Here is a 25,338-nt window from a genome sequence, read left to right on the forward strand (position 1 = left end):
TTTGAATTTTTTTGCTTTCACAAATAACGATTTGTAGCTGAGAATATCCCAGCCTTTTTCTGTAGATAAGTATAACAGAAAAAGACTGTTCTCTCAATCAGAATCGGTCGAAGTCTTCCTGTGTGGCAAGCTCAGCATACTTATAATCATCGTTCCGGCTCTCGCTGTACATATCATTGATAAGGCCTATCGACAGCATATCAAGATCTGCCATCGATAAACCTAACTGCACGCATCGCAACAGAAACAGTGGGGTTGTCATTTCACGCTCTGTCGGACGAAGTTTTTTTTAGCTTCCACATCCGTTTTTACATTCAGTCCCCACAGTTCAATAAGCTGCGGAAGGACCTGATAAATTGAAAATGTATTGAAATTATCGAGCCACTCTTCCGGTGTGTCCGGAATGCTTGGATCCGCATGCTTGGCCATAATAAATGCTATATTTTCGAACATCTCAAGAGAAAACATATCAAGGTTTGATGATTCCTCTTTTCCATCTCCAATACTCTTTTCAAGCACTGCCAGATCCTTATAAATATCCCTCTGGAACTTTAATCTGTAGATTCTTGGAATGGCTGCACTTGCCTTGAATGCAACCATCTGTCCGTCAATTTCTATATCCTTTCTGATACCCATGTCTTAGTCCTCCCTATGATACACTCTTGGTTGATTTTGCTGACTGCTGCTCCAGTGCCGGAGTTGCAGCCGGAAGATACACACTCTTATACCAGTTGTTATAAACTGTATCTGTCGTGGAATCTCCTGTCTTTGCCTTGACATATCCGTCTGCCATTGGTCTTGCCTTTACTGTCAGTGTTTCTGTCTGCACTTCCTTATCTTCTTCATTAGTCTTTGACTCAATGGTCGGACGGGATGCGGAACAGTTATAAAGTACATGACGGATCTTACGGATATCACCATCAAATTCAAAAAGAAGTGCAAAGCTTCCTGTTTCGGAATTTGCATTCTCCACAAGCACCTTATTGGCATCCTGTTCCTCTTTTAAGATATCCGTTCTGAACGATTCCGGGATCATGGCAAGTTCAAGGTCACCATCATATCCCTGATTGTTGTTGATTACATAATACTCAATACCATCTGCATAAAATGATTCCGGCTCTCCTGTCGGATCCATGCTGATGGATACTGCACCGGGCATTGGTACAGGTGTTCCAAAACTGACCGTGCCTTCCTCTGCAACCGTAATAGGTGCGTAATGCACATTGCAGATATTAAATTTGACTTTGTTCTTTTTATTAGCCATCTTCTATACCTCCATCTGATAAAGCACCTCATACAGATTTTCAGTTTCTATCCATACTTCGCTTTTTTCATAAAAAATACCGTGCAGATCAAGCACGGCTTCTACTGTAAATTCCAGTTCCGGATTTTTCAAATCCGTATAAATTTCTATATTCAGACGGCTGGATTTATAATATACCCTACCGTCTGCCGGGAAATTGCTGCTTCCCGGATAAAGAAATACTGCAAAAGGCGGTTCCGGGGATTCGCCTTCCACAAAATGGTCATAAGCAAACGGAAGATTCATTTCTTCCATCATTACCACAACTTCTTCATGTGTCATGAACGCAGCCCCCTTTCAATCTTCAGCAGAAGCTCCCTGTTTCCTTTTGCCTCTGCCGGGGCAATATGCTCCCTTCCGGCTACCCTGCCGCCGCCCCGCTTTGCATGACCATGCTCCAACAGGTGGGCGATCTGGTATCTGTCCTTGGAATGGACAGTCATCGTGAGGGAATTACTGCTTTCCGCTGTCTTTTTCACGGTCCAGCTCTTTTTGTACCGGCCGGTACGCTTTGGGGCATTTGCCTGAATGTCTTTCTTTACCGTCTTGGAGGCATCTTTTACCGCATCCTTGACCGTATCCGTTGCAAGGTCTGCATACTCTTTGAGTCCGTCCATGATTGCATCCGCAAGACCGTCAACGGTCGTTCTTCTCTCTGCCATTCCATCACCTCTTTATCAGGGCAGCCCTTATCCTTACTGATTTGTTTTTGTACTGCACGTTATCAACGAATGTAATATTATAAAGTCTTCCACGGAAAACTATGCGGTAATGCTCCGTATCAAGTCCTGACACCTCACTGCAGTACCGGATAATAAAATCCAGTTCTGTTTCTGCATTGACCTGTTTTGCTTCCCAGTATTCCTTACCGGACAGATTGTTTGCATAGGAAAAACACTTATAATGATCTTCCCACACAAGCATGTGGTTTCCCGTCTTATCTGTTTTGGTACTGCTTTTCTGTATCGTGATCCTCTCACGCATGAGTTCAATCATTAGAATCTCTCCTTCCTGATCCCAAAGAGCAGATATTTCAGTGTTTCCGTCATTGTCTTATGATCGGCTTCTTCCCTGTGCTCATACAGATAAGCAATGGCATACAGTTCCGCAGTACGGATAAGTGCCTCATGCCGTTTTAGTCCTGCCCGTGTACGTCTTGTCACATTTAAGATCAGGCTGTCGGATGTCTCCATCAGACGGAGGATGAGATCATCCTCGTCTGACGAATCGACCCTGAGATAACCTTTGGCTTCCTCAAGCGTTACGAACATCCGTCCACCTACTTTCCGGCAGCCTTGATATCAAGTGTCTTAACTGCCTCGGAAAGGATCAGCTTGCCGTCCACACGCTCGGAAGCAAGGAATCCGACCTGACCCGTTGTAGCATAAAGCTCATTCAGTCTCTTGAAACTTCTGCCCTGACGATCAGCAATCCAGTAATAACTGTAATCACCAAATGCCATGACACGGCTTCCTGCTGCAAGCTCCGGCACATAAATGGATGTGCGGTACGGACGGTTGAGGATCCTGTCCGGCTCTCCTTCCCTTACGGACGGCTGCCAGATATAATTTCCGTTTCCATCCTTCAGCTTTCTGATTGCCTTTACGGTCGAATCATTAAGAAGCCACACTGCCTTGTTACGGTATGGAGCACGCAGGGAGTAATAAAGATCCATGACATCATCAAATGTAATGGAAGTATTATTGGCAGTAACCCCTGTCTCTGCACCGCCTGTGGCATTGAAGATTCCGGTAGGTTTTCCCTTGCCGTCACCGATAAAGAATGCTTCCTCTTCCTTTGTACCGATTCTTCTTCCGAACTCCCTTGAAATATACTGCTCAATATTGAACACACTGTCATTTAAGAGTTCATCGGACACCTTGATCATGGTTGCCAGCTTATAAGCACTGATGGATGTCTGACCGAAGCTGTCATCAGATTCAGGGAACTGTCCGCCCTCATCGATCCATGCAGCCTCGCCCTTTGATGTGACGATAGGGATCTTGCGGTCACCGCTTGAAGTCTTGATGACGGTTGCAAGGTTACGGAAAAATACTTCCTCTTCCAGTGCTTCCACGAGTTTCTTCTCATACTCATCCGGTACGAGATATCCGCCCTCGGAATCCGTACCAATGGAAAGGGCATTCTGTACTTCGTATGACATCTTGTTTCTCATACTGTTCCAGAATGCCTTTTTATACTCATCCGTTGCCCTTCCTGTCTTTGTATCACCGTCAGTCTTTGAATTCGGCTGATTGGTGATCGGTGTGCTTGTTGCCTTTGCAAGCTCTGCATCGATGGCAGCCTGTCTTTCCAGTCTCTCGATCTCTTTTCCGAGATTTACGACATCTGCTTCCATCTTGTCATAAGTGGCTGCATCCTCTGCGGATACAAATCCTTCCTGCGTTCTCTTGGCATCAAGGAATGCCTTTGCAGCATCCCAGGCCTTTGCTCTCTTTTCTCTTAACTCTAAAATCTTACTCATCTTGAAATCCTCCTTAATGTGTTAAAAGACTCAGTCTTTTTTCCAACTGGTTAACTGGTATCATGGCATCCGTATGGGATACCTTGGAAAGGAACGATTCATTCATCGCCTTTGTGGAAAACATCATGGAATCCTGCTGGAACGGGAGCTTCTTTTTCTTCTCCTTTTCCCCGTCATCCTTTTTCTCCTCTTCCTCTCCTTCACTGCCTTCGTCCGGCTTTTTCTCCGGCTCTTCCGGCTCTTTCTTTTTCTCATCCTCATCGGAATCAAAAAGGATCTTATCTGCAAACCCAAGCTCCACGGCTTTCTTGGCATTAAACCAAGTCTCGTCATCCATCATGTGCGAGAGCCTTGCACGGGTAAGCCCGGTCTTGGACTCATAAGCATTTAAGATGGACTCCTTGACTTCATTCAGCATTACGATTGCCTTCTGCATATCCTTTGCCTCACCCATTGCCATAGTCGCAGGATTGTGGATCATTATCATTGCCACAGGAGATACACATACTGTATTTCCCGCCATCGCAATAACGGATGCTGCCGAAGCTGCAATGCCGTCGATCTTGACGGTCACGCTTCCCTTGTAGTCACGGAGCATGTTGTAGATCTGTGCTGCTGCGAACACATCACCGCCCGGAGAATTGATCCATACCGTGATATTTCCGCTTCCGGCATTCAGCTCATCCTTGAAAAGCTGCGGGGTAACTTCATCCCCGTACCATGTTTCATCCGAGATCATGCCATTTAAAAAGAGCGTCCTTTCCATATCAGGCACGCTCTCATCTTCATTCTTTATCCAGTTCCAAAACTTCCGCTTCATCGTTTACCTCTCTTTCTGCTGTTTTCCTGTGCCGGGAGTTTTTCTTCTTCCTTCTGCTGTCCGTTGTCCGCTCCCGCAAATGCCTCTGCATCCGCAAGTTTGGTCATTGCACCGTTCACAAGATACAGGTTGCCTCCTTCCTCATCAGGGATAGGGTTCATGTTCTCCATTTCACGGATGTCATTGGCAGAAAACCAGCCGTTCTGTCTTCCGACTGCATAGCCGTTCATCCTCGACTGATAATCCCCACGGAGAAGTCCGTCCACATTCAGCTTAATGAAATACTTTCCCTTTTCTCCCGGCAGAAGGAGCGATCTCTGGAGCGACTGCTCCCACCGGATCACCCAAGGGTCCAGTGTGTATTTCACAAACTCCAAGGACTGCTGCTCTATATTCGAAAAGCTCGACTTATCAAGGTCACCGACCATGTGTGGCGGTATCCTGTAAAGTCTTGCTATTTCATTTATCTGAAATTTCCTTGTCTCAAGGAACTGTGCTTCTTCCGGCGGTATTCCTATCTGCTGGTACTTCATGCCTTCCTCAAGCACTGCGATCTTGTGTGCGTTATTCACACCACGATATACGGAGTTCCAAGATTCCCTGACCTTGGACGGATCCTTCAGCACTCCCGGATGTTCCAGAACACCGCCCGGATTCGCACCGTTTGCAAAGAAACTCGCACCGTATTCCTCACAGGCAAGCGTCATGCCGACAGCATTCTTTGCCATCGCAATCGGTGAATAACCGATCAGTCCGTCAAATCCAAGTCCCGGAATGTGAAGTACATCCTCGGCTTTCAGCTTGATGTTGCCGTATTCCTTGAACATGGGATTTTCATCACTGTTTCTGGAATACACATAATAGATATTTCCCCTGTCATCCCTCTGCACTTCCATCTTGTCAGGGAGAAGCGGATACAGACCAAGCACCCTTCCGGCACCATCCCTTATGATCTGTGCATAGGCATTTCCCCATATTAAAAGATGACTCATCAGAGTTTCCCTGAACACAAATGAAGTCATCTCCGGGTTCGGCTCATCATGGAGCAGATAATATAAAGGGTGGTCATGCACCAGCTTCTTGCCTCCGTCATCCTGATACTCATATACATGAAGCGGTAAGGATGCAATTGCTTCCGCAAGAATCCTGACACAGGCATATACTGCCGTTGTCTGCATTGCAGTTCTTTCATTTACGGGCTTTCCGCTTGTTGTCCGTCCGAACAGGAACGAATATCCGGCATCAGCCGCCTTATCCACAGGCTTATCCCTCGCCTGTCCGAAACCAAATAAACTTTTTATTCCCATTGCTTCAACCTCCGATTTCTGATATGATTTTTATGACACACGGAGTGATTCAGAATAATTTATTATTGCTGTTTCCTTGCTACACCTCCGTGTGTCTTTTTATTCTTAAAAGACCAGAATGCCGCGGTCATCATACACACTTCCGTCACTGCCCTCATTTCTGATTGCACGGTCAAGTGCCATGACGGTTGCAACGGCCCCGTCAATCTTCTCCGTGGATTTTTCCTTATCCATTTTGATATTCCCTGCCGGATCCTGACGGACAAATACATTATCCATCATCCACCGCAGCACCTTATGTCCGCCATGTGCTATCCTCTCTTCCAGTGTCAGCTTCATCAGCTCCTTGGTCGGAGGACTCATATCCTTATACCCCTGTCCGAACGGAACAACGGTAAATCCCATGCCCTCAAGGTTCTGTACCATCTGCACGGCTCCCCACCTGTCAAATGCGATCTCTTTGATATGGAATTTTGTTCCAAGCTCATCAATGAACTGCTCGATAAATCCATAATGGATGACATTGCCCTCTGTGGTCTGAAGACATCCTTCGGCTGCCCATACATCATACGGGACATGATCCCTTCTGACACGCAGCCTCATGTTATCTTCCGGTATCCAGAAATACGGAAGTATCATATATTTTTCCGTATCATTTCTTGGCGGGAACACCAGCACGAATGCCGTGATATCTGTAGAACTTGAAAGGTCAAGTCCGCCATAGCATTCCCGTCCGAGAAGTTCTTCCTCATTTACGGCAAATGCACAGGCATCCCATTTATCCATCTGCATCCATCGTGTGCTCTGCTTTACCCACTGGTTAAGACGGAGCTGACGGAATACATTCTCCTCTGCTGCATTTTCCTTTGCACTGATATAAGCATTCTGTACTTTTTCAATGTCTATCGTATAGCCGAGCGAAGGATTCGCTTTATACCACACATCCTCGCTTGACCAGTCATCATCATCGGAAGCACCATATATCACGGGATAAAATGTCGGGTCAATCTTTCTCCCCTCAATGATATCCAGAGCCTTCTGATGCTGTTCAAAACACACCGAATTTCTGTCTGTTCCGGCTGTCGTGATCAGGAAGAACAACGGCTGTGTTCTCGCATCACCGGAACCCTTGGTCATAACATCAAACAGCTCACGGTTCGGCTGTGCATGCAGCTCATCAAAGATTACCGCATGGACATTCAGACCATGCTTGGTATATGCCTCTGCCGACAACACCTGATAGAAACTGTTGGTCGGTTTATACACAAGTCTCTTTACGGACATGACAGGCTTTATCCTCTTTTTCAGTGCCGGACACTGATCCACCATGTCCACCGCAACATCAAATACGATGGAAGCCTGCTGTCTGTCGGAAGCACATCCATATACCTCTGCTCCCCACTCACCGTCACCGCATGTCATATACAGTGCGATGGCTGCTGCCAGTTCGGACTTTCCGTTTTTCTTTGGTATCTCACAATAACAGGTGTTGTACTGCCTGTATCCGTTTTCTTTTACTGTTCCATAGATCGTGCGGATGATCTCATCCTGCCAAGGCAGAAGTTCAAAAGGAACTCCCCTCCACCGTCCTTTGGTGTGTTTCAGGCAGTTGATAAAATTCACCGCATGATCTGCTTTTGCTTTATCAAACATTACTTTGCACCGCCTTTCACAAGCAGAAGCTCCATTTCATCGTTCTGCTTGTCTTCCCCGTTATCCGTTGAAATACGGCTTCTTGCAGACGGTGTAAGGCCGAACTGCTCACAGAACTTATTCATGATCTTCAGATAGGTCTGGGCTATGGATACCTGTGGTACCTGCTGCCAGTAACCGCTCGGAGTCTTCACGATTGCACCGTGCTGTGTGATGAATTCCTCTGCTTCTTTCCATCTTGCATATGCCTGACAGTATCCTGCGAATGCTGCCATGTCTATTTCAGTCAGGATGCCGAGATGCTCCAGTTGTTTCGCCATCCTTTTCCATTCTTTCTTTGCCTCATCCTCAAGCCATGCCGGACAGCGCGGGGCCTTTTTTTCAGGCTTTGGTTCGCCCGTGTTAAGGCTTCTCTTGCCCGGATTTCCCTCAAGCACCTTTACTGCCGTAGGCTTTGGTTTTCTTCCTCTCTGTGCCACTGTCCTCACCTCCTCGTAAAAATGGGCATAATAAAAGACCTCCGGAGAGGTCCTTTGCTTTGTTATCCGTGTGTTTTTAAAGTGTCATTCTGATTGCCGGGATCCTTGCTTTTTCCCCGGTCATAAAATCTGTGTATCCTGCATTCACCTCGGTAAGTCCCGCCATCTTTATTCCTTCTTTTTCAAAAGCTGCAAGTGTTTCGATAAGTCCTGAAAAGGTGCTGCTTATCGTAAATTCCTTGATTCCGTTTTCCCTTAAGGTCTCTGTGATCTCTGCAATGTCGTGATCCCAGATGGTATCCGCAAAATCGAGGTCTTCGTTTCCTGTGTATTCAAGGTTTCTGTATGCTGCAAACACCGTTGCATTGATTCCGTAATCCTTAAGGCTTCCTCCCTCTTTGATGGCTCTTTCAAAAATTTCAATCTTCTTCATGGTTTTGTTCCTCCGTTTTCTTTGTTTTCCCTTTCGGTAGGTACATATTCGCTCTAAACACTGATTATATCCAGTGATTTCATCACCATAATGTACACAAAGATAACGGCAGTACATTGTGACAATGTACATGATAAAAGGCAGGGGGATTATGCCCTGCCCTTCCTGTTATTTTACCTTGGTGAGTGCCCATGCCATCGCATGTCCGGCATCCTCAAATCCTTCTTTTCTTTCGATCCTTGAAATTCTGCACTCGCATCTTCCAAGTCCGGTTTCTTCCGGGGTCTCGACCAGCTCGTAAATCTCTGCAACGCTTCCCTTAAAGCAGTGGTCCCATACCGCAACCGTGTAATCCCCGTAATCAAGGACTGCTGAATTCATGCATCCGTAAAGTTCCATTCCTAAATTCTCTGCTGTTGTGATTTTTGTTTCCATCATATGTTCCTCCGTTTTCTTTTTTCCCTTTCGGTAGGTACATATTCGCTCTGAATGCAGATATTATCCAGTCATATCTGCCCCGTAATGTACACAAAGATCCGCCGGAGGAATTGTACATATTACCGCTGTGACCTGTGGATGGTTTCAAGGATCTGGTCCTGTTCCGTTGCCCCGACACCGATGCTCTCAAGAGCCTCACGTGTGCCACAGTCGGGGCAGATAAGCGTTGTTCCGTCAGTCCTTGATAAGGCGGGCGGTGCTGCGTATCTTTCTCCGCACCGTGGGCATATCCGTATCCGCAGTATTTCACTCTTCATGTCCTGCCACCTCCACCGCTTTTATCTGTGCTTCGGAAAGGTAGTGCTCATCAAATCCGAAACTGACATACCCCTGAAGGCATATGCTTACATAGGAAAGGGAAGGTACTCCTATCTTCCGTTCTTCATGCATGATATACACAAAGCACTTCCTTCTCCGTATCTTTCCCGTGCGTATTCCTTTGATATCCAGTTCCATTTCCTTTTTGTAATAAAATGTCGGGAATCCTTCGTAGCGGTCAAGTTCCGCCTCATCCGATTCCGTGACCTCCCATGCCGCAACGGGAACCTCTCCGCCCTTCTTGGGTTCTATCGTAAGATAGGCACCCGTAAGGCTTCCCTTGAAAAGCAGTTCATAATTTTTAATGACTGCAGTTCCGATCACCCTCGCATGCGGGCATCTCATCCGCATCTGTCTGATGTTTAGGTTGCTGCCGTAAGCAATGTAATATCTTTTCTGCATAATGTTTCCATCCTTTCCGAAGGGAACACCCTTCTACCACCTTAAGACCGCACATGGCGGTCAATGCTCCAAGGTGGCAGGAGGCTGTTCTCTTCAAGCAGCCCTTCCGCTTCTGAATGCGGTGTCTCCTGCAAGTCTCTTTGTGAGGATGTCCCTTGCCGTCTTGAATTCATCCCCGATGAATCCGAGTCTTAAAAGCCATGTCCTCATTGCGTATTTTGGATTTTCTGTCTGCTGTGGTTTCGGACTTGCCGTCCTTACTTCCTTTGCCATCTGGCTGAGTGCAAGACAGAGCTGGATGTAACTTTTAAGCTGTCCTGCATGCAGTCCGTTCAGCTTTCCATCTGCCGGGGCATCAAATTGAAAAAGTCTGAATTCAACCGTCCCCTTTGTAAAGGTTGCATGGTAGTTCAGCATATGGTATCTGCTGTCATTGTAATGCTGATTCCGTCCGTAGCTTGCACCGTTTGAGGTGTACCAGATGTCTGCAAGAGCAGCCATCGTCTTTGGCTTCTTCTTGTTGAGTTCTTTGAGGAATTTTGGGTCTACCGTTCTGCAGTAGCGGTTCATCCTTCCCCTGTCAAGGTCTAAGGCATCCGCCAGAAGGTTCTCATGCCCCGCCATGATGTTTGCAAGATTTCTGAGTGTCTGCGGTGTGTGCCCTTTTGCACCGATGTGGATGTGTACTCCGCATCCCCTTGTTGCATCGCTCTTTGCTCCCGCATGTCTGAGCTTTCTGATAAGTTCCTGCAGTGTTTCAATATCGTTGTAGGTAAGGATCGGTGTCACCAGTTCGCATTTCTTATCATCTGGTCCCGCAATGCTGACGTCCTTCTGGAATTTCCATTCCCTTCCGTCCGCATCCCATGCTGACCATGTATAATATCCGTTTCTGGAAGCCGTGTTTTCAAATCTTCCCGTTCCAAAGAATGCGGCTGCAAGCTCTGCTGCCTTATCCCTCCTGATGTTATTCATCTCGACCTCAACTCCGATGGTCTGTTTCTTCATTTCCTCAATCTGTCTTGCAATCCTTTCGTTCATGGCTTGTACCTCCGTTTGTTTTCTACCCTTTCGGTAGGTACATATTCGCTCTAAAACACACATATATCCAGTTATATATGAGCCATAAACTGCACAAACATCTGCGGTTGGAATTGTGTATATTATGACTTCTCCTGTGGCAGTTCTTCCTTTAATTTTTCTGCAAATTCCGCAAGTTCATCAAGGCTCATTTTTCCGATTGCTTCAAAGGCACGGACCTGTTCTTCCGTCTTCGGTGTCGGCAGCGGATAAGGATAATACCCAAGCAGATAATCAAGGGACACATTGAATCCATCCGCAATCTTTACCGCTTCAACAACACTCATCCTTGCCGTGCCGTCCAGCAGATTCTTTACCCTGCGCTCCTTCAGGCCGCACTGTTCTGCAAATTCTGCAGGAGTTGTCTTGTGTATCTTTGCTATCGTGTTCAGGTGCTCCGTCACCATCTTATGAAACTCCGTATTTTCCATTTCTCGGACTTCGTCCATTGGAAGGGGTTCGATATCAAACGCTTCTTCCATCGTCTGGCCGAAGGCTGCTGCGATCTGTACCGCCTCGGCCGGTGTAAGCCTTCCCCTGCTGTGAAGGATCCTTTCAAGCCTTCCCTCTTCCATACCGCATTTCTCTGCAAATTCCGTTATCCCCATCTGATGCTTCTTCATCAGTGCCATCAGCTTTCTTCTGATTTCTTTCATTATCCACCTCGTTTAAAATTCTTCATCCGTGCAGCAGGTCATCCCCATCTGCAGTTTTATGTATATATTTGTATACCGGTCCCGTTCACTTCCGTCAGAACCCATCATGGCCTGAAGGAAGAACTGCTCCGCAGCTTCCTTCGTTTCCCATGTATCTTCCTTACCGTAACATACGGTCGTTATCTTATTCATTGGTATCCGCCTTTCTCCATTCATCCACTCCGTAGATCATTGCAAGAGAACCGTGTCCCTCCCACACCGTGTGGAGCTGTCCCGCATCATCCACGAACTCGACCGTTCCTATGGTTCCTGACGGTATCTTTCTGTATGGGTCATCAAGGCGGATAAGTTCCACCTTTGTTCCCGCAGGATATTCTTTTCTGAGTCTTTCAAGTGTCTGTCTGCTTACTCCGAACATACCGTTGTCCCCCTTTCTGCCCTGCGGTTGGCTTTCCATTTTTCCGCATCTTCCGGGGTTCTGAATGCCGTATGTCCTTTCAGTCCCTTAAGGAAGAAATTTCTTACTTCCTTTCCTTCGCTTCCGCCAAATCCGATGGAAACAAGCCATGCCCTCATGTAATATTTTTCATTTTCTTCAATGGTCTGTTTCGGATTTACACGTTTCTGTTCCGATGCCTTCTTTACCATAGCTGCTGCCAGTCTGCAGTAATTCATCATGCTGTCCGTATGCGGGAATCCCGTAAAATCAATGTTTCCATCCTTAAATGCGACTCCCCTGCATCCGCCATGTTCCATAATGAAATCCGCAGCTTCTTTTGTATTTTCAAAGGTTCTTTCGGCAAGCGCATCCGTCAGCGTATCCGTAATGGAAATGCATTCCCTTCCGGCTGCCCTGTTGATAAGGTACTGCTTGGAATGCATCATGTTTATCAGGTTGATGATTCCCTGTGGTGTCATATCACCAATTGGTATTTTTATTTCCGCTTCTGGTTCTTCCGTCTGCGGTTCCTGTGTTTCTTCTGCAACATCGTTCTGAAAAAGCACTCTTCTCACCTCATCTTCCATACTGTCATCTTCGAGGATGACCTTTGCGTCCCTGTCCACCGTTATGCTTCCGATGCGGTATGCAAAACTTGGTGGTCCAAGGTACTCCGACCTCTGTCCGAAATGCCCGGATAAGGCTTTTACCAGTTCTTTTCTGTTTTCAGCGTTTGTTATAATCTCCATTCTGCTGATCTCCTTTCCTTTTGGTAGTACCATATATCACTCTGAACGCCCATATAGTCAAGCAGATAATGGTACTTTCCAAAAGAAAATGTAAGGTCAGTTTCTGGACTCCGGCAGGGACATCGCAACCGCATATGCCACGGTTGCCGTCACCGCATTCCCCGCCTGTTTATAAAGCTGTGCATCGGAGTTGACAGCTGATGCACGGTCAAACAGCTCATCGGAAAATCCCTGTAACCGGAAGCACTCCCTCGGTGTCAGTCTTCTGATGCGTCCGCCCCTCATGAGCGTACCCATCTGACCGGAACAGTCCAGCGTCTGGGAGCATCCCTTGCCTACACGGCCCCGTCTGGTCGTACTGTCTGGATACGCAAGATTGATACCGTCACCTTCACTGGCAACATCGTATCCTGTCTTTGTGGCATTCCTGACTTTCACGGAATCTGCCTTCTTACAGACATACACACCATGCCTGTCCTGGGAGGTCAGCGTGAACATTGGCTCTCCGTCATCCTTCATGCGTCTGCCGTTCTGTCTTTTCTCCATACGTTCCGGTGTCAGGACCGGATGAACCTCAAGCACCGCTGAGTTCATTGCCGTGTGGTTCGTCATCCCGGCAGTGTACCGTGCAGTCAGGCATCTTGCCGTGTCCGTGATCTTCGGATCATGGTTGCTCTGGTCGATGAAATAAAGCCCTGTCTTTGCACCCACGCCTCCGGCATTGCCGACAAGCGTTGCGGAGATGCCGTCCGTCCCGTAAACACGGTAACCCTGCATACCGCCTATAAGCTGGTTAAGAGCTGCTGCGTTTTCTCCGGTGAGAGGTAATATTTCTCGTCTACCTCTGCTTCTAAGATTTGCGATAATGAACACACGCTCACGGTTCTGTGGCACTCCGAAGTTTTTGGAGTTAAGCACCTGCCACCGACAGTCATACCCTGCTTCGTCCATTTCAGACAGAACTGAGGCAAAATCGAATCCTGCATTAATCGATAACAGGTTCTTAACGTTCTCAACAAGTAAGTATGTGGGTTTAGCACTTTCTTCTTTGCCTTTGAGGAGGTCAATAATGTTGTAATATATTCCACTTCTTTTTCCGACCAGTCCCCGCTGTTTTCCGGCAACGGAGATGTCCTGGCATGGGAATCCGAAGCACCAGATGTCTGCATAGGGGACATCTTCGGACTTGAGTTTTGTGACATCATGAGCTTTCCACTCTCCTTCCGTATCATACATTGCCTCATAGGAGGCTCTTGCAAATTTATCATATTCACAGTATCCGATGCACTTATGGCCGGCAGTTTCAAGACCGAGCCTGAAACCGCCTATGCCTGAACACAGGTCAAGAAATGTCATCTGCTTCATTATACATCCCTCCCCTGCATAAATCCTGATATGAAATTTTCATATTATCACGGAGCACATATACATCAGCATCCGAACCGCATTGTTCAATGTAGCGGTTCACGATGACATCCACAAACTTCTCATCCAGTTCGATGCCGTAGCAGATACGGTTCGTCTGCTCACAGGCAATCAGTGTGGAACCTGATCCGAGGAACGGGTCAAGCACGATACAGTTGCTCATGCATGAGTTCTGTATCGGATATGCCATAAGTGCCACGGGTTTCATGGTCGGATGATCCTTGCTTGCCTTCGGACGGTCATATTCCCAGATGGTTGTCTGCTTCCTGTCGGAATACCACTGGTGCTTACCGCCCTTCTTCCATCCAAACAGGCACGGCTCGTGCTGCCACTGGTACGGACTCCTTCCAAGCACCAGTGCATTCTTTTTCCAGATGCAGCAGCCGGAAAGGTAGAACCCGGCATCCTTAAATGCCTTTCTGAAATTCAACCCTTCCGTATCCGCATGGAAAACATAAATGGAAGCATCCTGTTCCATCGACTGCTCCATGTTGACGAATGCTGCGAACAGGAATTTATAGAAATCCTCATCCGGCATATTGTCATTTTTTATCTTTCCGGCTGTCTCCTCAACATTTACATTGTATGGAGGATCCGTCAGCACAAGGTTGGCTTTCCGTCCATCCATCAGTGCATCGTAAGTTTCCGGCAGAATGGAATCACCGCAGATGACACGGTGCTTTCCGAGCATCCACACATCACCCGCCTTGGCAACGGTCGGTTTTGCAAGCTCCGCTTCCACATCAAAATCGTCTTCCGTGATTTTCTTATCATGCACGGAATTGAAAAGCTGCTCTATCTCCGGTGGTTCAAAACCCGTGACACCGACATCAAAATCGGAATCCTCAAGGTCTTTGATAAGATCTGCCAGAAGTTCCTTATTCCATTCACCCGTGATCTTATTAAGGGCAACATTGAGTGCCTTTTCCTTGGTCTTGTCGATATCGACCATGATACACTCCACTTCAGTATATCCAAGGTCTGAAAGAACCGTGGCTCTCTGGTGTCCTCCGATAATGGTCATGTCTGAGTTGATGATGATCGGCTCGACATATCCGAACTCTTTAATGGAGTTCTTGATTTTTTCATATTCCTTATCACCCGGCTTCAGCTTCTTTCTTGGATTATAGGAAGCGGAGATAAGGTCTGCTATCTTATAACTCTGAAACTGCATCTTCCTGATCCTCCTCTGCTAAAAATCTGTGCCGGAAGTAACATTCACGGCCACAGTATTTTCTGTTCTTGTTTCCATAGGAAATAAATGGCTTCCCACACTGCTCACATACAAGCGTGTAAGAAGCCTTCTCGCTTTTCTTCACTGCTTCGGGATGTGCTTTCCACCATTCCCTTCTGCATTTTTCACAGCAGAACCGTCTCGGTCTGCCAGTCTTCGGCTGTTCGATTGGATTACCGCAGAAGTGGCATACCTCTTTACCGTCCACCATGAGTTTCATATTTTTTGAAACCACCGTGGCATATCCGGCAAGGTTATGCCGCTTGCAGTAATTCCTGACGATGTCACGGGACAGTCCGATTGCCATTCCTATGGCTTTATATCCCATGCCCCGCATACGCATCTCATTGATCTGCTTTGCCTGTGTGTCCGTCATCCTTTCTCACTCTCCTTCCGGCACACGAAAAAAGGCCGGAAAAACAGTGTTTTTACACTGTTTTCCAGCCTTAAATATTGCGTTTTTCATAATTTTCTGGCAAAAGAAAATACCCCTTTTTGCCGTGTTTTAAGTACATTCTGCGAAAATTATCCTGTCTGTTTTATATCCCCCCTGTTTAATTCTGCGAAAATTCACGCAAAGGGGGCCATCGGTCTTCAGCGGCTCGCTCCGTAGAGATTTTGATACCCCCACGGTCTGCCGTCAGAACCGATACTCAGGATTGTTATCCTCGTTCCATGTCTTTTTATCATGACAAGGTTTGCATAAGCTCTGCCAGTTCTTCTCGTCCCAAAACAGAACAGGATCACCACGGTGCGGCTTCACATGGTCGACCACGGTGGCGTTCACAGCCTTTCCTTCCTTCATGCACTGCACGCACAAAGGATGTGTTTTTAAGTACCTCACCCTTGCCTTCTGCCACTGCCTGTTGTAACCACGCTTGCTGCTGCTCGCCCTGTCACCACGGTGCAGTGCTTCATGCTCCTCACAGTACAGACCGTCTGTCAGCTTCGGACATCCGGGGTGTCTGCACGGTTTCTTTGGTTTCATCGGCATCTGCCATTCCTCCCTTCTATGTACACGGGCGGTGTGAAAGGATTGGAAAGACACCGCCTCCGAGCATAAAGAAAAGGAGCATTTCTGCTCCCTTCCATTTTTGCCATCTTAATCATAGCACCTGTAAAATAAAAAGTCAGTACACCATTAGTACACCTTTAGTGCACCTCTAGTACACCTATGCTTTCCGCTTCTCCTCCTTAGGTCCATATGCTTGATTTGCCATATCAAGAACCTTATCCACTTCTTCCTTCGGATATCCTAATTTTCTCATAGCCCACATAACAGCTATTTCTTTCTTCTCCATTCCAATTTCGATTGTTTTATTTTCCTGCTCAATCATCATCTGAAGTTTTTTCAACTCTTGTTCAGGGTCAATCTTTGGCTCTTTAAGCTTCTTATATCTGTCTGAAATCCAATCCTTAATATCTCGAAGCACCACTTTGACAGCTTCATTTCCGGCATTGGTTATTTCATCCGTGGCCGTATCCAATAATGAATTTTTAATTTTATCCCTGCGATTATTTTCTTCCATGTCCCGCTCCTTGCCTTTCAATTATTCTTCCACATCAACACAGTTGCCTTTCTTATCAATCCAGAAATAGCCTTCTTTCTTAGAAATTGCACGGCTTCCGCATTTTGGACACTGACCAAGATCCTTATACTGATTCAACGTATAAATACTTCCATAAGCAGCATTTGAAAGATTTTTTAGCTTATCGTAATCCCCATAATAAAAAACATGCTGGCACGAAGCACATACACACTTTGTCTGTTTCTGCTTTTTGCAGCCTGAATGCTTGGCTGCCTCTTCCATGCCTTCCTTGAAATTCTGCTTCACGCTTGTTTGTACAACTCCCAGTTCTTTTTTGAAATCAGCATTGTACTTTTCCACTCTTTCAAGCTGGGCATCTAATCTCGGCTGTGCTTCCGGATGGATTTTAACATATTTTTTCAAAACACCAGTATTGCTGTTAAATCCGGCACTCATGAAATTTTTGATTCCTAATTCAGCAGCACACTCCCTGCATATATACCTTGGACCGATTTTGGCCGACAGTTCAAAATATTCTTTTTTATTATCCGACTCTCTGCCACAGGTAACACATTCTCTTAACATTGTCCTGCCTCCTCGCTCTGATTCATAACATCATTTTACCATAGTACAAACAAAAAAGACAGCCGTCTGACTGCCTTAATTGTACTCTGCATATGCACCTATCTGTATCTGAAGTGCCACGGTGATCTGTTCCATGACCATGTCATCCAGCACTTCCCCGATTCTGTCACCAAGCCTTGTCTTATCAAGCGTTTCCACCTGTTCCGCAAGTGCCATGCTCGGTCTGCTTAACCCGCTGCCTTTTGGAATCTGCACATGGGTCGGAAGATACTTTTTCTTCCACACCCTTGCAGAAAGCGGAACGACCGTAACAACAGGGGAATGCCTATTTGCCTTATTGTTGCTTACCACCAGTGCCGGACGAATACCGCCCTGTTTGCTTCCTGCCTTCTCTCCAAAATCCACATAGTAAATATCTCCACGCTTACACATAAAACCTCCTATCCAAGAACAAAGGCTTCCACCTGTCTGTCCCTAAGTTCATACTGTTTATCAAGTTCCTTTAATGCTGCTTTTCTGTACTTTGCTATCATCGTGTGGCTCACATGGTATCTGTCCATCATGATGTCCCATGTCATATCCTCATCCAGAAGATCCGTGATGATGCTTCTATGTTTTTCTTCCAGTCTGCTTACCGCATGCTCAAAAAATTCCAGTTCTTCCTTCAGGAACATATATCTGTGGAAAAGGAATTCATACCACTCGTCATTCTCCCTTTCGATTGCTGTCCTGTACTTGATTGCTATGTTTGCCGTCTTATCGGAAAGAGTGCTGGTCTGCACCCTTTCCCCTTCCGGATGGGAATAGAGCATGGAATCGATCATGTCCTGTTCGCTCACTCCCTGAAACTGACAGAGCTGGAACTCAGTCACGGTCAGTTCCTTTTTCATGTTCTTATATTCCTTCATCATTACTTCTGCCGTCATCCGCCATACCTCCAATCCTTGCCTTTACTGCTTCTATCATTGCATTCTGTGTATTGTCCTTCCTCTCGATTGCACGGAGGATATCCTCATCGACCGTCCCGTCCGTTACCAAATGCTCTATGACAACCGTGTGTTTTTGTCCCTGTCTGTAAAGTCTGGCATTAAGCTGCTGATATAACTCAAGGGACCATGTAAGCGAAAACCATACAATGGTTGAACCGCCCTCCTGAAGATTCAGTCCATGTCCTGCCGATGCCGGATGGATCAGTGCAACGGGGATCTTTCCGGCATTCCAGTCATCAATGTCTTTCTTTGTATTGATATCCCTTGCCGGAAATCTCTTTAATATCCTCTCCCTGTCATGCTTGAACCAGTACGCAACCAGAAGCGGTTTCCCGTTTGCCGATTCGATAAGGTCTTCCAAAGCATCCAGTTTTCTGTCATGGATATTTCTGACATTGCCGGATTCATCATAGACAGCTCCGTTTGCCATCTGCTGGAGTTTGTTGCTTAAGGCTGCTGCGTTTACCGCATCGATGTCCTGTCCTTCTCCGTATTCAAGGATCATCTCATCTGCCATCCTGTCATAAAGAGCCTGTTCGGATTCCGACATGGAAACAGACACCCGGTTGCTTATGCATTCCGGCATATCAAGATAGTCCACGGCTTTCATGGAAATACTGATATCTGAGATCAGTTCATATATTTTTTCTTCTGCCCCTTCCCTCGGCTTATACGAAAAGATGATCTCACGATTCCGCTTATCCGGCACAAAGAACCTGTCACGGTAGCCTCCGATATATCTTCCAAGCCTCTGTCCCATATCAAGGATCCCGATTTCTGCCCATAAGTCCATGAGGTTTCCCGGTGTTCCCGTAAGCCCGACCACACGTTTTGCCATCGGTCTTACTTTTTTCAGGTCTTTGAACCTCTGTGCCTTTGGGGACTTGAAGCTCGACAGCTCATCAATGATGACCATGTCAAAATCAAAAAACATATTTTTTGTCATCCATGAAACATTGTCCCTTCCGATGATGGTCACATCGGATCCTGACAGAAGTGCTTCTTTTCTCTGTGCTGCAGTTCCCATTGCCACTGCAAATGTCATGCCGTAAAGATGCTCCCACTTTTTTATCTCTGCCGGCCATGTGGTCTCAGCTACACGTTTTGGTGCGATCACCAACACCCGCCTTACTTCAAAATAATCAAACAGCAGAATCCACAAAGCCGTAAGCGTGATGACCGTTTTCCCAAGTCCCATGTCAAGGATCAGGCAGCTCACAGGATGTTCGATTATAAAATCTGTTGCATACTGCTGATAATCATGTGCTTTGTATTTCATCAAGGATACCTCCGATCTGTTCGATGTTATCAACTACATAAACAGGAAAACCTAACCTCTCAAACATTCTCTTTCTCTTCAGCTGAAGCGGTCTCGGCTTCTTCCCCGGTGCTTTCAGTTCCACAAATGCCATTTTTCCGTCCGGCATCAGGACGATGCGGTCAGGCACTCCATTCATACCGGGTGATACGAACTTCAGTGCCATGCCTTTCCGCTTTTTTGCTTCTTCCCTCAAATGTCTCTCTACTGTACTTTCTAGCAAAACCAGATACCTCCTTTGCCGATTGCGGTTGCCATATGCCTTTAACTCCTATACGCGCATATACACATGAATTGCTCTTTTTATCTTTATTTTTAATTCTCAACTGGATTTAATGGGAAACTGGGAAACTAAGAACCGCAACCCCTTATTTTCCAAGGTGTCAACACGGTTTCCAACTACCGTTGCCCATCTGCATTTGGGAAACCCCGGAAACCGCCTAACGGGTTTCCAGTGGTTTCTCATCCATTCTTACAAAAGTCTTCTGCACTCCGTAAAGGGGGACTTTGGTCTTTCCAGTGGTGTTGGAATCATACTTCTTCCATCCCCCGATCTTGTTTAAGATGCCTTCGATCTCATAGGAATCCGCCTTCTTTAAGTTCTGGCGTTCCTTGCCGAAGCACTCCACCCATATCTCCATAATGCAGACACGCTCACGCACGACCGTTCCTTTTACACCTACTGTTTCAAACTCACCGCCTCCGAGGAATGCCCTTCTCTGGTAGATGTCCATTGATGCCCAGTTATCCGGCAGAAGCCTGTCAAGATAATCCTGCACGATGCCCTCACGGTCATCCGACTCCATTGCCTCCTGCTGCATCTTATAGGCTTCTTCTGCCTCCGCACCTTTTAAGAACAGCGCCTCGCCTTCGTTATACAGATGGATTGCCTCCGCCCAGATCTGGTCGACACAGTCAAGCTGCCACGGATGGTGCTTTCCCGTTCCCGGCACATGCACCGGCCAGAACCTTCTGTTTCCGGTCACATCACGTAAGAATCCGCCTTCAGAGTTGGTGCTTCCCACAATGATGCATTTTCTTGGGTGGGACTCCACATTTACACCGTATGCCTGACGGAACTTATCGTCCTGACGGGTGACAAAGGACTTCACTACCTCGACCTCAGTCTTGCGGATACCGTTCATCTCACTGATTTCGAGGATCCAGTTGCCGAGCAGCTTCTCGGCAGCAGTCTTATCCCTCATATCCGAAATGGATAAGGAATCCGAAAACCACTGCTTTCCGAGTATGGAAAAGAAGGTTGATTTTCCCATTCCCTGCGGACCGTTCAGCACGAGGATGGAGTCAAACTTCACTCCCGGCTTATAAATACGTGCTACCGCAGCCACCAGTGTCTTACGGATGACCGCCCTCGTGTAAGGTGTATCTTCTGCACCAAAGTAGTCGATGAGCAGTGTGTCGATACGCTCCTGTCCGTCCCAGTTAAGTGTGGCAAAATAATCCTTGATCGGATGATAAAGCCTGTCGGATGACACTACTGCAAGCAGTGCATCCTTGAACTTGGTCGGTGACCAGATCCCGTACACCCTCTCGAAATACACCTTTGCATTGGCAAGGTCTGAGTCATTCCATCCCGGCTTTACCTGTTTCCAAGGAAGAGGGCCGATAACATCAATGGTATCCTTGAACTCGTTGTATACGATATTTTTGAAGTTCTCATCATTGCGGATGATCAGTGCGATGTTCTGCAGTGTGTCCTTGATGTTTCCCCTGCGGTCGAGTGCCAGTTTATTCTGCCAGTCCTCATCCGGCTCTGAGGAAAATTCCTGTACTGCCAGCTCCTGTCTTTCTTTTGCAAGCGTGTTCTTTACTTCTTCATCTGCAGATACAAAATCCTGCATGGCTTTAAAGGACGGGAGTTTTCCGGGTTCTGTCCCTTCGGCTGCCCTTGCATCCTTGTCACCGAATTTATGAAGCCTTACCACATCAAACGCATTCATCAGCTTTCCGCAGCACGGGTCTGTTGCATGATGGCTGTATACGAACAGGTCATCATAGACAACGACTCCGGCTGCCGAGTCTGCCGGGATATAATCATATCTTCCGGGGATTGCCCTCGAATGCCTGTACACCTCCGGGATGAACTTATCGATAGCCTGTGTCACCGTGTATGTCCGGTTGAATGCCCCGATCAGTCCGTCCTTGGAAAGCGGGTCTGCCTGTTTCTTTATATCCCTCTGTACCACGGATGCCTGACGGTTGCTTACCGGCCATGCGGATACATCATGCCAGTCCTTATAACGTGCCAGCACTTCATCCGGATCCACCTCTGCCCCATCAATCTCCTGAAACACATACTCACCGTCACTTGAGGTGCTCGGCCAGTACATGAGTCTGGAAGGCTCATAGGTGGAATCATCGAAAAGTTCAATGCCTATATCCGATGCAAGCATACGGCTGACCGCACCATATTCATCCGGAGTCACATCCCTTGTCAGGAATATGATGATACGCAGTCTCGGCTTTTCCGGTGTATGCTTATGGGTGGAATACACCACCATCTTCATGTCAAAGAATATTTCCAGTTCATCAATGATGCCCTGTGTCCCGTAATCCATGTCAAGCGTGATGGCGGATCTGGATATCACGCAGTCTTTCTTTCTCCGTCCGCCCTTCAGCTTTCCAAGTACAAAGCCTCCGACATCCTTGATATTGTCCTGCTGTCCCTTCGGCATCTTCCTGTACTGCTCCATTGTTTCTGCAGTATGCTTTGTCTTGGACAGACGGCTGACAAAATCTTCATATGTCATATCCGTGCAGTTAAACTTTTTGTCCATTCTTGAGTTTCCGATTGATACGAACATCTTTTCCTGCCTCCTTCTTTTTCTTCTTTTCTTCCTTTGCCACCCTTCCGACCGCAGTATTTGCAGTCGGGTCAGGATAGCCTTCCGTATTTCGTCCTCCCATGCAGCACCTCCTAATCTTTCTTGTAAAACGGACTTTCAAATCCGGCTGCCCTAAGCGGAAGCCCCTCACACCAGTCAGGGCATACCGCCATGATCTCATTTACTTCTTCCACCGAGGATGTTCCTTCCGGCACTTCAAGCACCACTTCATCATGGATATGGCATACGATGTCAAAGCCTTTCTTTTCCAGCCTGAGCATTGCTTCCGCCAGCACATCCCTTGCGGTTGCCTGAACGATGTTCTCACAGAATTTTGCACCGTAGGATTCTATCCTTGTCCATTTGCGGTTCGTACCGACACCTTCATAGCTGACGCTTTCCGAGCCGAAACGGTTCACGGTCATCCTCGGCCTTACATATGACAGCACCCTTCCTGACGGCAGTGCGATCTTTAACATCCCGGACTGGTAATATACCGTCACCCTTCCGACCGTGGTCATCTTCCGTTCCTTCACGGCAGCCTTTACCGCACCGTCAATCTCATACCAGTAATTTACGATGTGCGGATTTGCTGTCCGCCATGACTGCACCAGACCTTTCAGTTCATCCTCTTCCACAAAGTTCAGTGCTCCCATGCTGATAAGCGCACCTTCCGCACCGCCATACTGACAAGCAAGCGATGCCACCTTTCCCCTTGCACGGTACGGGCTTCCTTTCGTGATCTCCTCTATCGGGATATGGAACATCTTCGATGCCGTCTGCTCATAGATCTTTCCGGCACAACGGAACTCCTCCATTACCCATCCCTCTCCGGCAAGGTAGCCCATGACCCTTGCCTCGATCGCGGAAAAATCGCTGACGATGAATCTGCATCCCGGCTTTGCCACAAATGTGGTACGGATCAGTTCCGAAAGCACATCCGGTATGGAATCATACAAAAGCTCCACAAGGTCATATCTGCCTTCCTTTACGATGGAGCGTGCAAGTTCGAGGTCTTCCATATGGTTCTGGGGAAGGTTATGAATCTGCACCAGTCTGCCGGCCCACCTTCCTGTACGGTTGGCCCCGTAAAACTGCAGTAATCCATGCACCCTTCCGTCCGGACAGACGGAACGTTCCATAGCTTCATACTTTTTGACTGACGTTTTTGACAGGGCAAGACGCAGCTTCATCATTTCCGCTACATCACCGTCCGTGTTTTCCACCAGTTCCTCCACGGCTGCCTTTGCAAGGGAATCGATCTCGATGCCTTTTCGTGCAAGCCATCCCTTAAGCTGTGCCACGCTGTTCGGATTCTCAAGTCCTGATATTTCATATGCCTTCTTTGTTGCCGTTTCCTTATACAGAATGTCACAGGCCACTGCATGTGTAATAAGTTCCGGATCCACCATGATGCCCCTGTCATTTATCCTCTGGTCCATGCAGTACAGTTCCTGCTCCCTGTCCGGTATGGGAAACTTCGAGAGTTTATTCCTGATCTGCTTTTCCACATCCACGTCACGGATACAGTAGGTCTTGAACAGCTCCCACTTCTCCGGCTCATCGGATGGAAGGTTTCTTGTCCTGCCGCCGTTTGACTTGGACGGCTTACACGGCATACAGAAGAACCGGATCAGTTCCTTGCCTTCCGACATCTTTTTCTTATCAAGGTTCAGTGCTTCTCCCACGCCTTCCAGTGACAGCGGAAGCGACAGCATGGATGCCTGAACGAGCGTACATCTCCACCCTTCCGGCTTTAAGGAAAGACCAAAGTAACGGTTAATACAGTTACGCTCGAATGCTGCATTATAGGCAGTCTTTATCACGGAATCATCCGTAAGCAGCTTCATGATCTCATCCGGCATTTTCTCCCCGGATGCAAGGTCAATGATCTTGGTCGGCTCATCGTTCAGACTGTATGCAAATAAAAGGATCTCAAACTGCTCCGATGCAGCATATCTATGTACCCCGCAGTCCGGGAGTGATACATCCGAGTAGGTTTCAATGTCAATTGCAAGTGTGTCCATAAGCCTGCCCCTCCGCTTTCTTCTTTATTCTGTTGATCCCCGTTCTCGCAGCATCCACGTTGCCGGACTTTATCTGTCCTTTGATGGTGCGGAACCTATTATATGGAATATATTTTTTTATGCTGTTTAACTCTTTCATCAGTTCCTTCATGGCATCTCCTTTATGTATCCGGGCGGTGTATGCCACCGCCCTTCCTATGGTTTACTGGTTCACTCCTATGAAAGGAAATCGTCCTCTGCATCCACTGCCTCGAACTCATCCTTGGCATTGGCTCTGGAACCGAGAGGCTCTCCGTCCTTTAACTTCTGGACATTGCCGAGTCCTGCTGCCACGCCTTTGTTGCCGTTGGAATTGTAGGCATAAAATGTAATGGATACCCTTCCGTAACAGCCGGAATATACCTCGCTCTGGTCAAGGATCGGCTGCACCTGTCTGTCCACGATCTGAGGGGCCTGTTTTGAATTGGCATTCAGGAACATGCTGTTCTGGTACGCTTCGTCTTCAGGTCTGTCGATGTCACCGTCTCTGAGCGGAAGTTTCAGGTTTGCCGGGATCTTGCCGCCCCACTTGCCCTTTCCTTCATCCTTTGCCACCTCGATTGCCTTCCTGATCTTAGCAATGGTCTCCTTATCATCCTTATCGATGATGCAGGATACGGAATACTTTGGTTCGCTTCCATTGATGGAATCCGGCTCCCACAGGTGTGCGTAGCTCAGTCTGCAAGGTACGATTACTTTAGTTAAGTTTGCTGTTGTCATAGTC

General features: G+C 47.2%; 35 protein-coding genes. All 35 read right to left on the minus strand.

Annotation, left to right across the window (positions count from 1 at the left end):
- Positions 1–97: 97 nt before the first annotated feature.
- Positions 98–262 carry a hypothetical protein gene (locus ACESZP_RS11305; protein WP_181972370.1) on the minus strand — a complete coding sequence of 55 codons (165 nt, stop codon included), beginning with the start codon at positions 260–262 and terminating at the stop codon, positions 98–100.
- Positions 259–636: a hypothetical protein gene (locus ACESZP_RS11310; RefSeq protein WP_117795903.1), complete on the minus strand. Its 378-nt coding sequence runs from the start codon at positions 634–636 to the stop codon at positions 259–261. Before ACESZP_RS11310 ends, ACESZP_RS11305 begins: the two co-directional genes overlap by 4 nt.
- A gap of 13 nt (positions 637–649) precedes the next feature.
- Positions 650–1,264 (minus strand): major tail protein, encoded by a 615-nt coding sequence (locus ACESZP_RS11315; protein WP_117781604.1) that lies wholly within the window; start codon positions 1,262–1,264, stop codon positions 650–652.
- A gap of 3 nt (positions 1,265–1,267) precedes the next feature.
- Positions 1,268–1,585, minus strand: a complete 318-nt coding sequence (locus ACESZP_RS11320) for a hypothetical protein (protein ID WP_118691672.1) — start codon at positions 1,583–1,585, stop codon at positions 1,268–1,270.
- Positions 1,582–1,965, minus strand: a complete 384-nt coding sequence (locus tag ACESZP_RS11325) for an HK97 gp10 family phage protein (protein WP_186994121.1) — start codon at positions 1,963–1,965, stop codon at positions 1,582–1,584. Before ACESZP_RS11325 ends, ACESZP_RS11320 begins: the two co-directional genes overlap by 4 nt.
- A gap of 4 nt (positions 1,966–1,969) precedes the next feature.
- Positions 1,970–2,299, minus strand: a complete 330-nt coding sequence (locus tag ACESZP_RS11330) for a phage head closure protein (protein ID WP_117682657.1) — start codon at positions 2,297–2,299, stop codon at positions 1,970–1,972.
- Positions 2,299–2,574, minus strand: a complete 276-nt coding sequence (locus tag ACESZP_RS11335) for a head-tail connector protein (protein ID WP_117795909.1) — start codon at positions 2,572–2,574, stop codon at positions 2,299–2,301. The genes ACESZP_RS11330 and ACESZP_RS11335 overlap by 1 nt, the downstream gene beginning before the upstream one ends.
- An 8-nt stretch (positions 2,575–2,582) precedes the next feature.
- A complete protein-coding gene (locus tag ACESZP_RS11340; RefSeq protein WP_117795910.1) occupies positions 2,583–3,788 on the minus strand; it encodes a phage major capsid protein in 1,206 nt (401 codons plus the stop codon).
- A 13-nt stretch (positions 3,789–3,801) separates the two neighbouring features.
- On the minus strand, positions 3,802–4,608 hold the full coding sequence (locus ACESZP_RS11345) for a head maturation protease, ClpP-related (RefSeq protein WP_499709055.1): 807 nt from the start codon (positions 4,606–4,608) through the stop codon (positions 3,802–3,804).
- Positions 4,605–5,915 (minus strand): phage portal protein, encoded by a 1,311-nt coding sequence (locus tag ACESZP_RS11350; protein WP_499709056.1) that lies wholly within the window; start codon positions 5,913–5,915, stop codon positions 4,605–4,607. Before ACESZP_RS11350 ends, ACESZP_RS11345 begins: the two co-directional genes overlap by 4 nt.
- 105 nt (positions 5,916–6,020) lie before the next feature.
- The gene (locus ACESZP_RS11355; protein WP_117682662.1) at positions 6,021–7,568 is read right to left on the minus strand and encodes a terminase large subunit; all 1,548 of its coding nucleotides are present in this window, start codon (positions 7,566–7,568) and stop codon (positions 6,021–6,023) included.
- Entirely contained in the window at positions 7,568–8,047 is a 480-nt protein-coding gene (locus ACESZP_RS11360; RefSeq protein WP_117781596.1) for a phage terminase small subunit P27 family, read from the minus strand. Before ACESZP_RS11360 ends, ACESZP_RS11355 begins: the two co-directional genes overlap by 1 nt.
- Positions 8,048–8,123: 76 nt before the next feature.
- Positions 8,124–8,480 carry a DUF7698 family protein gene (locus tag ACESZP_RS11365; protein WP_186994119.1) on the minus strand — a complete coding sequence of 119 codons (357 nt, stop codon included), beginning with the start codon at positions 8,478–8,480 and terminating at the stop codon, positions 8,124–8,126.
- A gap of 168 nt (positions 8,481–8,648) precedes the next feature.
- Positions 8,649–8,918 carry an Nmad4 family putative nucleotide modification protein gene (locus tag ACESZP_RS11370; RefSeq protein WP_242995415.1) on the minus strand — a complete coding sequence of 90 codons (270 nt, stop codon included), beginning with the start codon at positions 8,916–8,918 and terminating at the stop codon, positions 8,649–8,651.
- Between the two features lie 306 nt (positions 8,919–9,224).
- Positions 9,225–9,698, minus strand: a complete 474-nt coding sequence (locus ACESZP_RS11375; protein ID WP_186994118.1) for a gamma-glutamylcyclotransferase family protein — start codon at positions 9,696–9,698, stop codon at positions 9,225–9,227.
- Positions 9,699–9,791: 93 nt separating this feature from the next.
- Positions 9,792–10,739, minus strand: a complete 948-nt coding sequence (locus ACESZP_RS11380; RefSeq protein WP_499709057.1) for an amidoligase family protein — start codon at positions 10,737–10,739, stop codon at positions 9,792–9,794.
- A 122-nt stretch (positions 10,740–10,861) separates the two neighbouring features.
- Positions 10,862–11,434 carry a helix-turn-helix transcriptional regulator gene (locus ACESZP_RS11385; protein ID WP_118691679.1) on the minus strand — a complete coding sequence of 191 codons (573 nt, stop codon included), beginning with the start codon at positions 11,432–11,434 and terminating at the stop codon, positions 10,862–10,864.
- A gap of 12 nt (positions 11,435–11,446) precedes the next feature.
- Positions 11,447–11,626: a hypothetical protein gene (locus ACESZP_RS11390; RefSeq protein ID WP_118691680.1), complete on the minus strand. Its 180-nt coding sequence runs from the start codon at positions 11,624–11,626 to the stop codon at positions 11,447–11,449.
- On the minus strand, positions 11,619–11,852 hold the full coding sequence (locus tag ACESZP_RS11395) for a DUF4314 domain-containing protein (RefSeq protein ID WP_118606108.1): 234 nt from the start codon (positions 11,850–11,852) through the stop codon (positions 11,619–11,621). The genes ACESZP_RS11390 and ACESZP_RS11395 overlap by 8 nt, the downstream gene beginning before the upstream one ends.
- Complete coding sequence (locus tag ACESZP_RS11400; RefSeq protein WP_243176375.1) at positions 11,840–12,622, minus strand: hypothetical protein; 783 nt, start codon at positions 12,620–12,622, stop codon at positions 11,840–11,842. The genes ACESZP_RS11395 and ACESZP_RS11400 overlap by 13 nt, the downstream gene beginning before the upstream one ends.
- 96 nt (positions 12,623–12,718) lie before the next feature.
- A complete protein-coding gene (locus tag ACESZP_RS11405; RefSeq protein WP_186994114.1) occupies positions 12,719–13,987 on the minus strand; it encodes a DNA cytosine methyltransferase in 1,269 nt (422 codons plus the stop codon).
- Complete coding sequence (locus tag ACESZP_RS11410) at positions 13,965–15,221, minus strand: site-specific DNA-methyltransferase (protein ID WP_499709058.1); 1,257 nt, start codon at positions 15,219–15,221, stop codon at positions 13,965–13,967. The genes ACESZP_RS11405 and ACESZP_RS11410 overlap by 23 nt, the downstream gene beginning before the upstream one ends.
- The gene (locus ACESZP_RS11415) at positions 15,202–15,657 is read right to left on the minus strand and encodes an RNA polymerase subunit sigma-70 (protein ID WP_117781585.1); all 456 of its coding nucleotides are present in this window, start codon (positions 15,655–15,657) and stop codon (positions 15,202–15,204) included. Before ACESZP_RS11415 ends, ACESZP_RS11410 begins: the two co-directional genes overlap by 20 nt.
- A gap of 264 nt (positions 15,658–15,921) precedes the next feature.
- Positions 15,922–16,275 (minus strand): HNH endonuclease, encoded by a 354-nt coding sequence (locus tag ACESZP_RS11420; RefSeq protein WP_499709059.1) that lies wholly within the window; start codon positions 16,273–16,275, stop codon positions 15,922–15,924.
- 178 nt (positions 16,276–16,453) lie between these two features.
- Positions 16,454–16,810 carry a hypothetical protein gene (locus ACESZP_RS11425; RefSeq protein ID WP_499709060.1) on the minus strand — a complete coding sequence of 119 codons (357 nt, stop codon included), beginning with the start codon at positions 16,808–16,810 and terminating at the stop codon, positions 16,454–16,456.
- A gap of 21 nt (positions 16,811–16,831) precedes the next feature.
- Entirely contained in the window at positions 16,832–17,395 is a 564-nt protein-coding gene (locus ACESZP_RS11430) for a hypothetical protein (RefSeq protein WP_499709061.1), read from the minus strand.
- A gap of 75 nt (positions 17,396–17,470) precedes the next feature.
- The gene (locus tag ACESZP_RS11435; protein ID WP_499709062.1) at positions 17,471–17,827 is read right to left on the minus strand and encodes a type II toxin-antitoxin system PemK/MazF family toxin; all 357 of its coding nucleotides are present in this window, start codon (positions 17,825–17,827) and stop codon (positions 17,471–17,473) included.
- Positions 17,828–17,835: 8 nt separating this feature from the next.
- On the minus strand, positions 17,836–18,306 hold the full coding sequence (locus ACESZP_RS11440) for a hypothetical protein (RefSeq protein ID WP_499709107.1): 471 nt from the start codon (positions 18,304–18,306) through the stop codon (positions 17,836–17,838).
- Entirely contained in the window at positions 18,290–19,663 is a 1,374-nt protein-coding gene (locus ACESZP_RS11445) for an SNF2-related protein (RefSeq protein WP_499709063.1), read from the minus strand. Before ACESZP_RS11445 ends, ACESZP_RS11440 begins: the two co-directional genes overlap by 17 nt.
- Complete coding sequence (locus ACESZP_RS11450) at positions 19,644–19,925, minus strand: VRR-NUC domain-containing protein (RefSeq protein ID WP_117717894.1); 282 nt, start codon at positions 19,923–19,925, stop codon at positions 19,644–19,646. The genes ACESZP_RS11445 and ACESZP_RS11450 overlap by 20 nt, the downstream gene beginning before the upstream one ends.
- Positions 19,926–20,142: 217 nt before the next feature.
- Complete coding sequence (locus tag ACESZP_RS11455) at positions 20,143–22,500, minus strand: virulence-associated E family protein (protein WP_499709064.1); 2,358 nt, start codon at positions 22,498–22,500, stop codon at positions 20,143–20,145.
- Entirely contained in the window at positions 22,484–22,630 is a 147-nt protein-coding gene (locus ACESZP_RS11460; RefSeq protein ID WP_181972373.1) for a hypothetical protein, read from the minus strand. The genes ACESZP_RS11455 and ACESZP_RS11460 overlap by 17 nt, the downstream gene beginning before the upstream one ends.
- Positions 22,631–22,640: 10 nt before the next feature.
- Positions 22,641–24,575: a DNA polymerase gene (locus ACESZP_RS11465; protein WP_499709065.1), complete on the minus strand. Its 1,935-nt coding sequence runs from the start codon at positions 24,573–24,575 to the stop codon at positions 22,641–22,643.
- Positions 24,556–24,726: a hypothetical protein gene (locus tag ACESZP_RS11470; RefSeq protein WP_499709067.1), complete on the minus strand. Its 171-nt coding sequence runs from the start codon at positions 24,724–24,726 to the stop codon at positions 24,556–24,558. The genes ACESZP_RS11465 and ACESZP_RS11470 overlap by 20 nt, the downstream gene beginning before the upstream one ends.
- 65 nt (positions 24,727–24,791) lie before the next feature.
- Positions 24,792–25,334 (minus strand): DUF2815 family protein, encoded by a 543-nt coding sequence (locus ACESZP_RS11475; protein ID WP_118084977.1) that lies wholly within the window; start codon positions 25,332–25,334, stop codon positions 24,792–24,794.
- Positions 25,335–25,338 lie beyond the last annotated feature (4 nt).

It is taken from the genome of Candidatus Dorea massiliensis AP6, from assembly GCF_964245105.1.
In the GTDB taxonomy this organism is placed as follows: domain Bacteria; phylum Bacillota; class Clostridia; order Lachnospirales; family Lachnospiraceae; genus Laedolimicola; species Laedolimicola intestinihominis.

Coding starts and splice junctions, on each gene's coding strand:
- ACESZP_RS11435 (WP_499709062.1), bottom strand. CDS start 17,827: ATGTGTAAGCGTGGAGATATTTACTATGTGGATTTTGGAGAGAAGGCA.
- ACESZP_RS11380 (WP_499709057.1), bottom strand. CDS start 10,739: ATGAACGAAAGGATTGCAAGACAGATTGAGGAAATGAAGAAACAGACC.
- ACESZP_RS11405 (WP_186994114.1), bottom strand. CDS start 13,987: ATGAAGCAGATGACATTTCTTGACCTGTGTTCAGGCATAGGCGGTTTC.
- ACESZP_RS11460 (WP_181972373.1), bottom strand. CDS start 22,630: ATGGGAGGACGAAATACGGAAGGCTATCCTGACCCGACTGCAAATACT.
- ACESZP_RS11445 (WP_499709063.1), bottom strand. CDS start 19,663: ATGAAATACAAAGCACATGATTATCAGCAGTATGCAACAGATTTTATA.
- ACESZP_RS11385 (WP_118691679.1), bottom strand. CDS start 11,434: ATGAAAGAAATCAGAAGAAAGCTGATGGCACTGATGAAGAAGCATCAG.
- ACESZP_RS11365 (WP_186994119.1), bottom strand. CDS start 8,480: ATGAAGAAGATTGAAATTTTTGAAAGAGCCATCAAAGAGGGAGGAAGC.
- ACESZP_RS11430 (WP_499709061.1), bottom strand. CDS start 17,395: ATGTTAAGAGAATGTGTTACCTGTGGCAGAGAGTCGGATAATAAAAAA.
- ACESZP_RS11470 (WP_499709067.1), bottom strand. CDS start 24,726: ATGAAGGAACTGATGAAAGAGTTAAACAGCATAAAAAAATATATTCCA.
- ACESZP_RS11305 (WP_181972370.1), bottom strand. CDS start 262: ATGACAACCCCACTGTTTCTGTTGCGATGCGTGCAGTTAGGTTTATCG.
- ACESZP_RS11340 (WP_117795910.1), bottom strand. CDS start 3,788: ATGAGTAAGATTTTAGAGTTAAGAGAAAAGAGAGCAAAGGCCTGGGAT.
- ACESZP_RS11400 (WP_243176375.1), bottom strand. CDS start 12,622: ATGGAGATTATAACAAACGCTGAAAACAGAAAAGAACTGGTAAAAGCC.
- ACESZP_RS11325 (WP_186994121.1), bottom strand. CDS start 1,965: ATGGCAGAGAGAAGAACGACCGTTGACGGTCTTGCGGATGCAATCATG.
- ACESZP_RS11425 (WP_499709060.1), bottom strand. CDS start 16,810: ATGGAAGAAAATAATCGCAGGGATAAAATTAAAAATTCATTATTGGAT.
- ACESZP_RS11330 (WP_117682657.1), bottom strand. CDS start 2,299: ATGATTGAACTCATGCGTGAGAGGATCACGATACAGAAAAGCAGTACC.
- ACESZP_RS11350 (WP_499709056.1), bottom strand. CDS start 5,915: ATGGGAATAAAAAGTTTATTTGGTTTCGGACAGGCGAGGGATAAGCCT.
- ACESZP_RS11355 (WP_117682662.1), bottom strand. CDS start 7,568: ATGTTTGATAAAGCAAAAGCAGATCATGCGGTGAATTTTATCAACTGC.
- ACESZP_RS11310 (WP_117795903.1), bottom strand. CDS start 636: ATGGGTATCAGAAAGGATATAGAAATTGACGGACAGATGGTTGCATTC.
- ACESZP_RS11465 (WP_499709065.1), bottom strand. CDS start 24,575: ATGGACACACTTGCAATTGACATTGAAACCTACTCGGATGTATCACTC.
- ACESZP_RS11335 (WP_117795909.1), bottom strand. CDS start 2,574: ATGTTCGTAACGCTTGAGGAAGCCAAAGGTTATCTCAGGGTCGATTCG.
- ACESZP_RS11320 (WP_118691672.1), bottom strand. CDS start 1,585: ATGACACATGAAGAAGTTGTGGTAATGATGGAAGAAATGAATCTTCCG.
- ACESZP_RS11475 (WP_118084977.1), bottom strand. CDS start 25,334: ATGACAACAGCAAACTTAACTAAAGTAATCGTACCTTGCAGACTGAGC.
- ACESZP_RS11420 (WP_499709059.1), bottom strand. CDS start 16,275: ATGCCGATGAAACCAAAGAAACCGTGCAGACACCCCGGATGTCCGAAG.
- ACESZP_RS11390 (WP_118691680.1), bottom strand. CDS start 11,626: ATGAATAAGATAACGACCGTATGTTACGGTAAGGAAGATACATGGGAA.
- ACESZP_RS11370 (WP_242995415.1), bottom strand. CDS start 8,918: ATGATGGAAACAAAAATCACAACAGCAGAGAATTTAGGAATGGAACTT.
- ACESZP_RS11410 (WP_499709058.1), bottom strand. CDS start 15,221: ATGCAGTTTCAGAGTTATAAGATAGCAGACCTTATCTCCGCTTCCTAT.
- ACESZP_RS11345 (WP_499709055.1), bottom strand. CDS start 4,608: ATGAAGCGGAAGTTTTGGAACTGGATAAAGAATGAAGATGAGAGCGTG.
- ACESZP_RS11315 (WP_117781604.1), bottom strand. CDS start 1,264: ATGGCTAATAAAAAGAACAAAGTCAAATTTAATATCTGCAATGTGCAT.
- ACESZP_RS11415 (WP_117781585.1), bottom strand. CDS start 15,657: ATGACGGACACACAGGCAAAGCAGATCAATGAGATGCGTATGCGGGGC.
- ACESZP_RS11455 (WP_499709064.1), bottom strand. CDS start 22,500: ATGGACAAAAAGTTTAACTGCACGGATATGACATATGAAGATTTTGTC.
- ACESZP_RS11375 (WP_186994118.1), bottom strand. CDS start 9,698: ATGCAGAAAAGATATTACATTGCTTACGGCAGCAACCTAAACATCAGA.
- ACESZP_RS11440 (WP_499709107.1), bottom strand. CDS start 18,306: ATGATGAAGGAATATAAGAACATGAAAAAGGAACTGACCGTGACTGAG.
- ACESZP_RS11395 (WP_118606108.1), bottom strand. CDS start 11,852: ATGTTCGGAGTAAGCAGACAGACACTTGAAAGACTCAGAAAAGAATAT.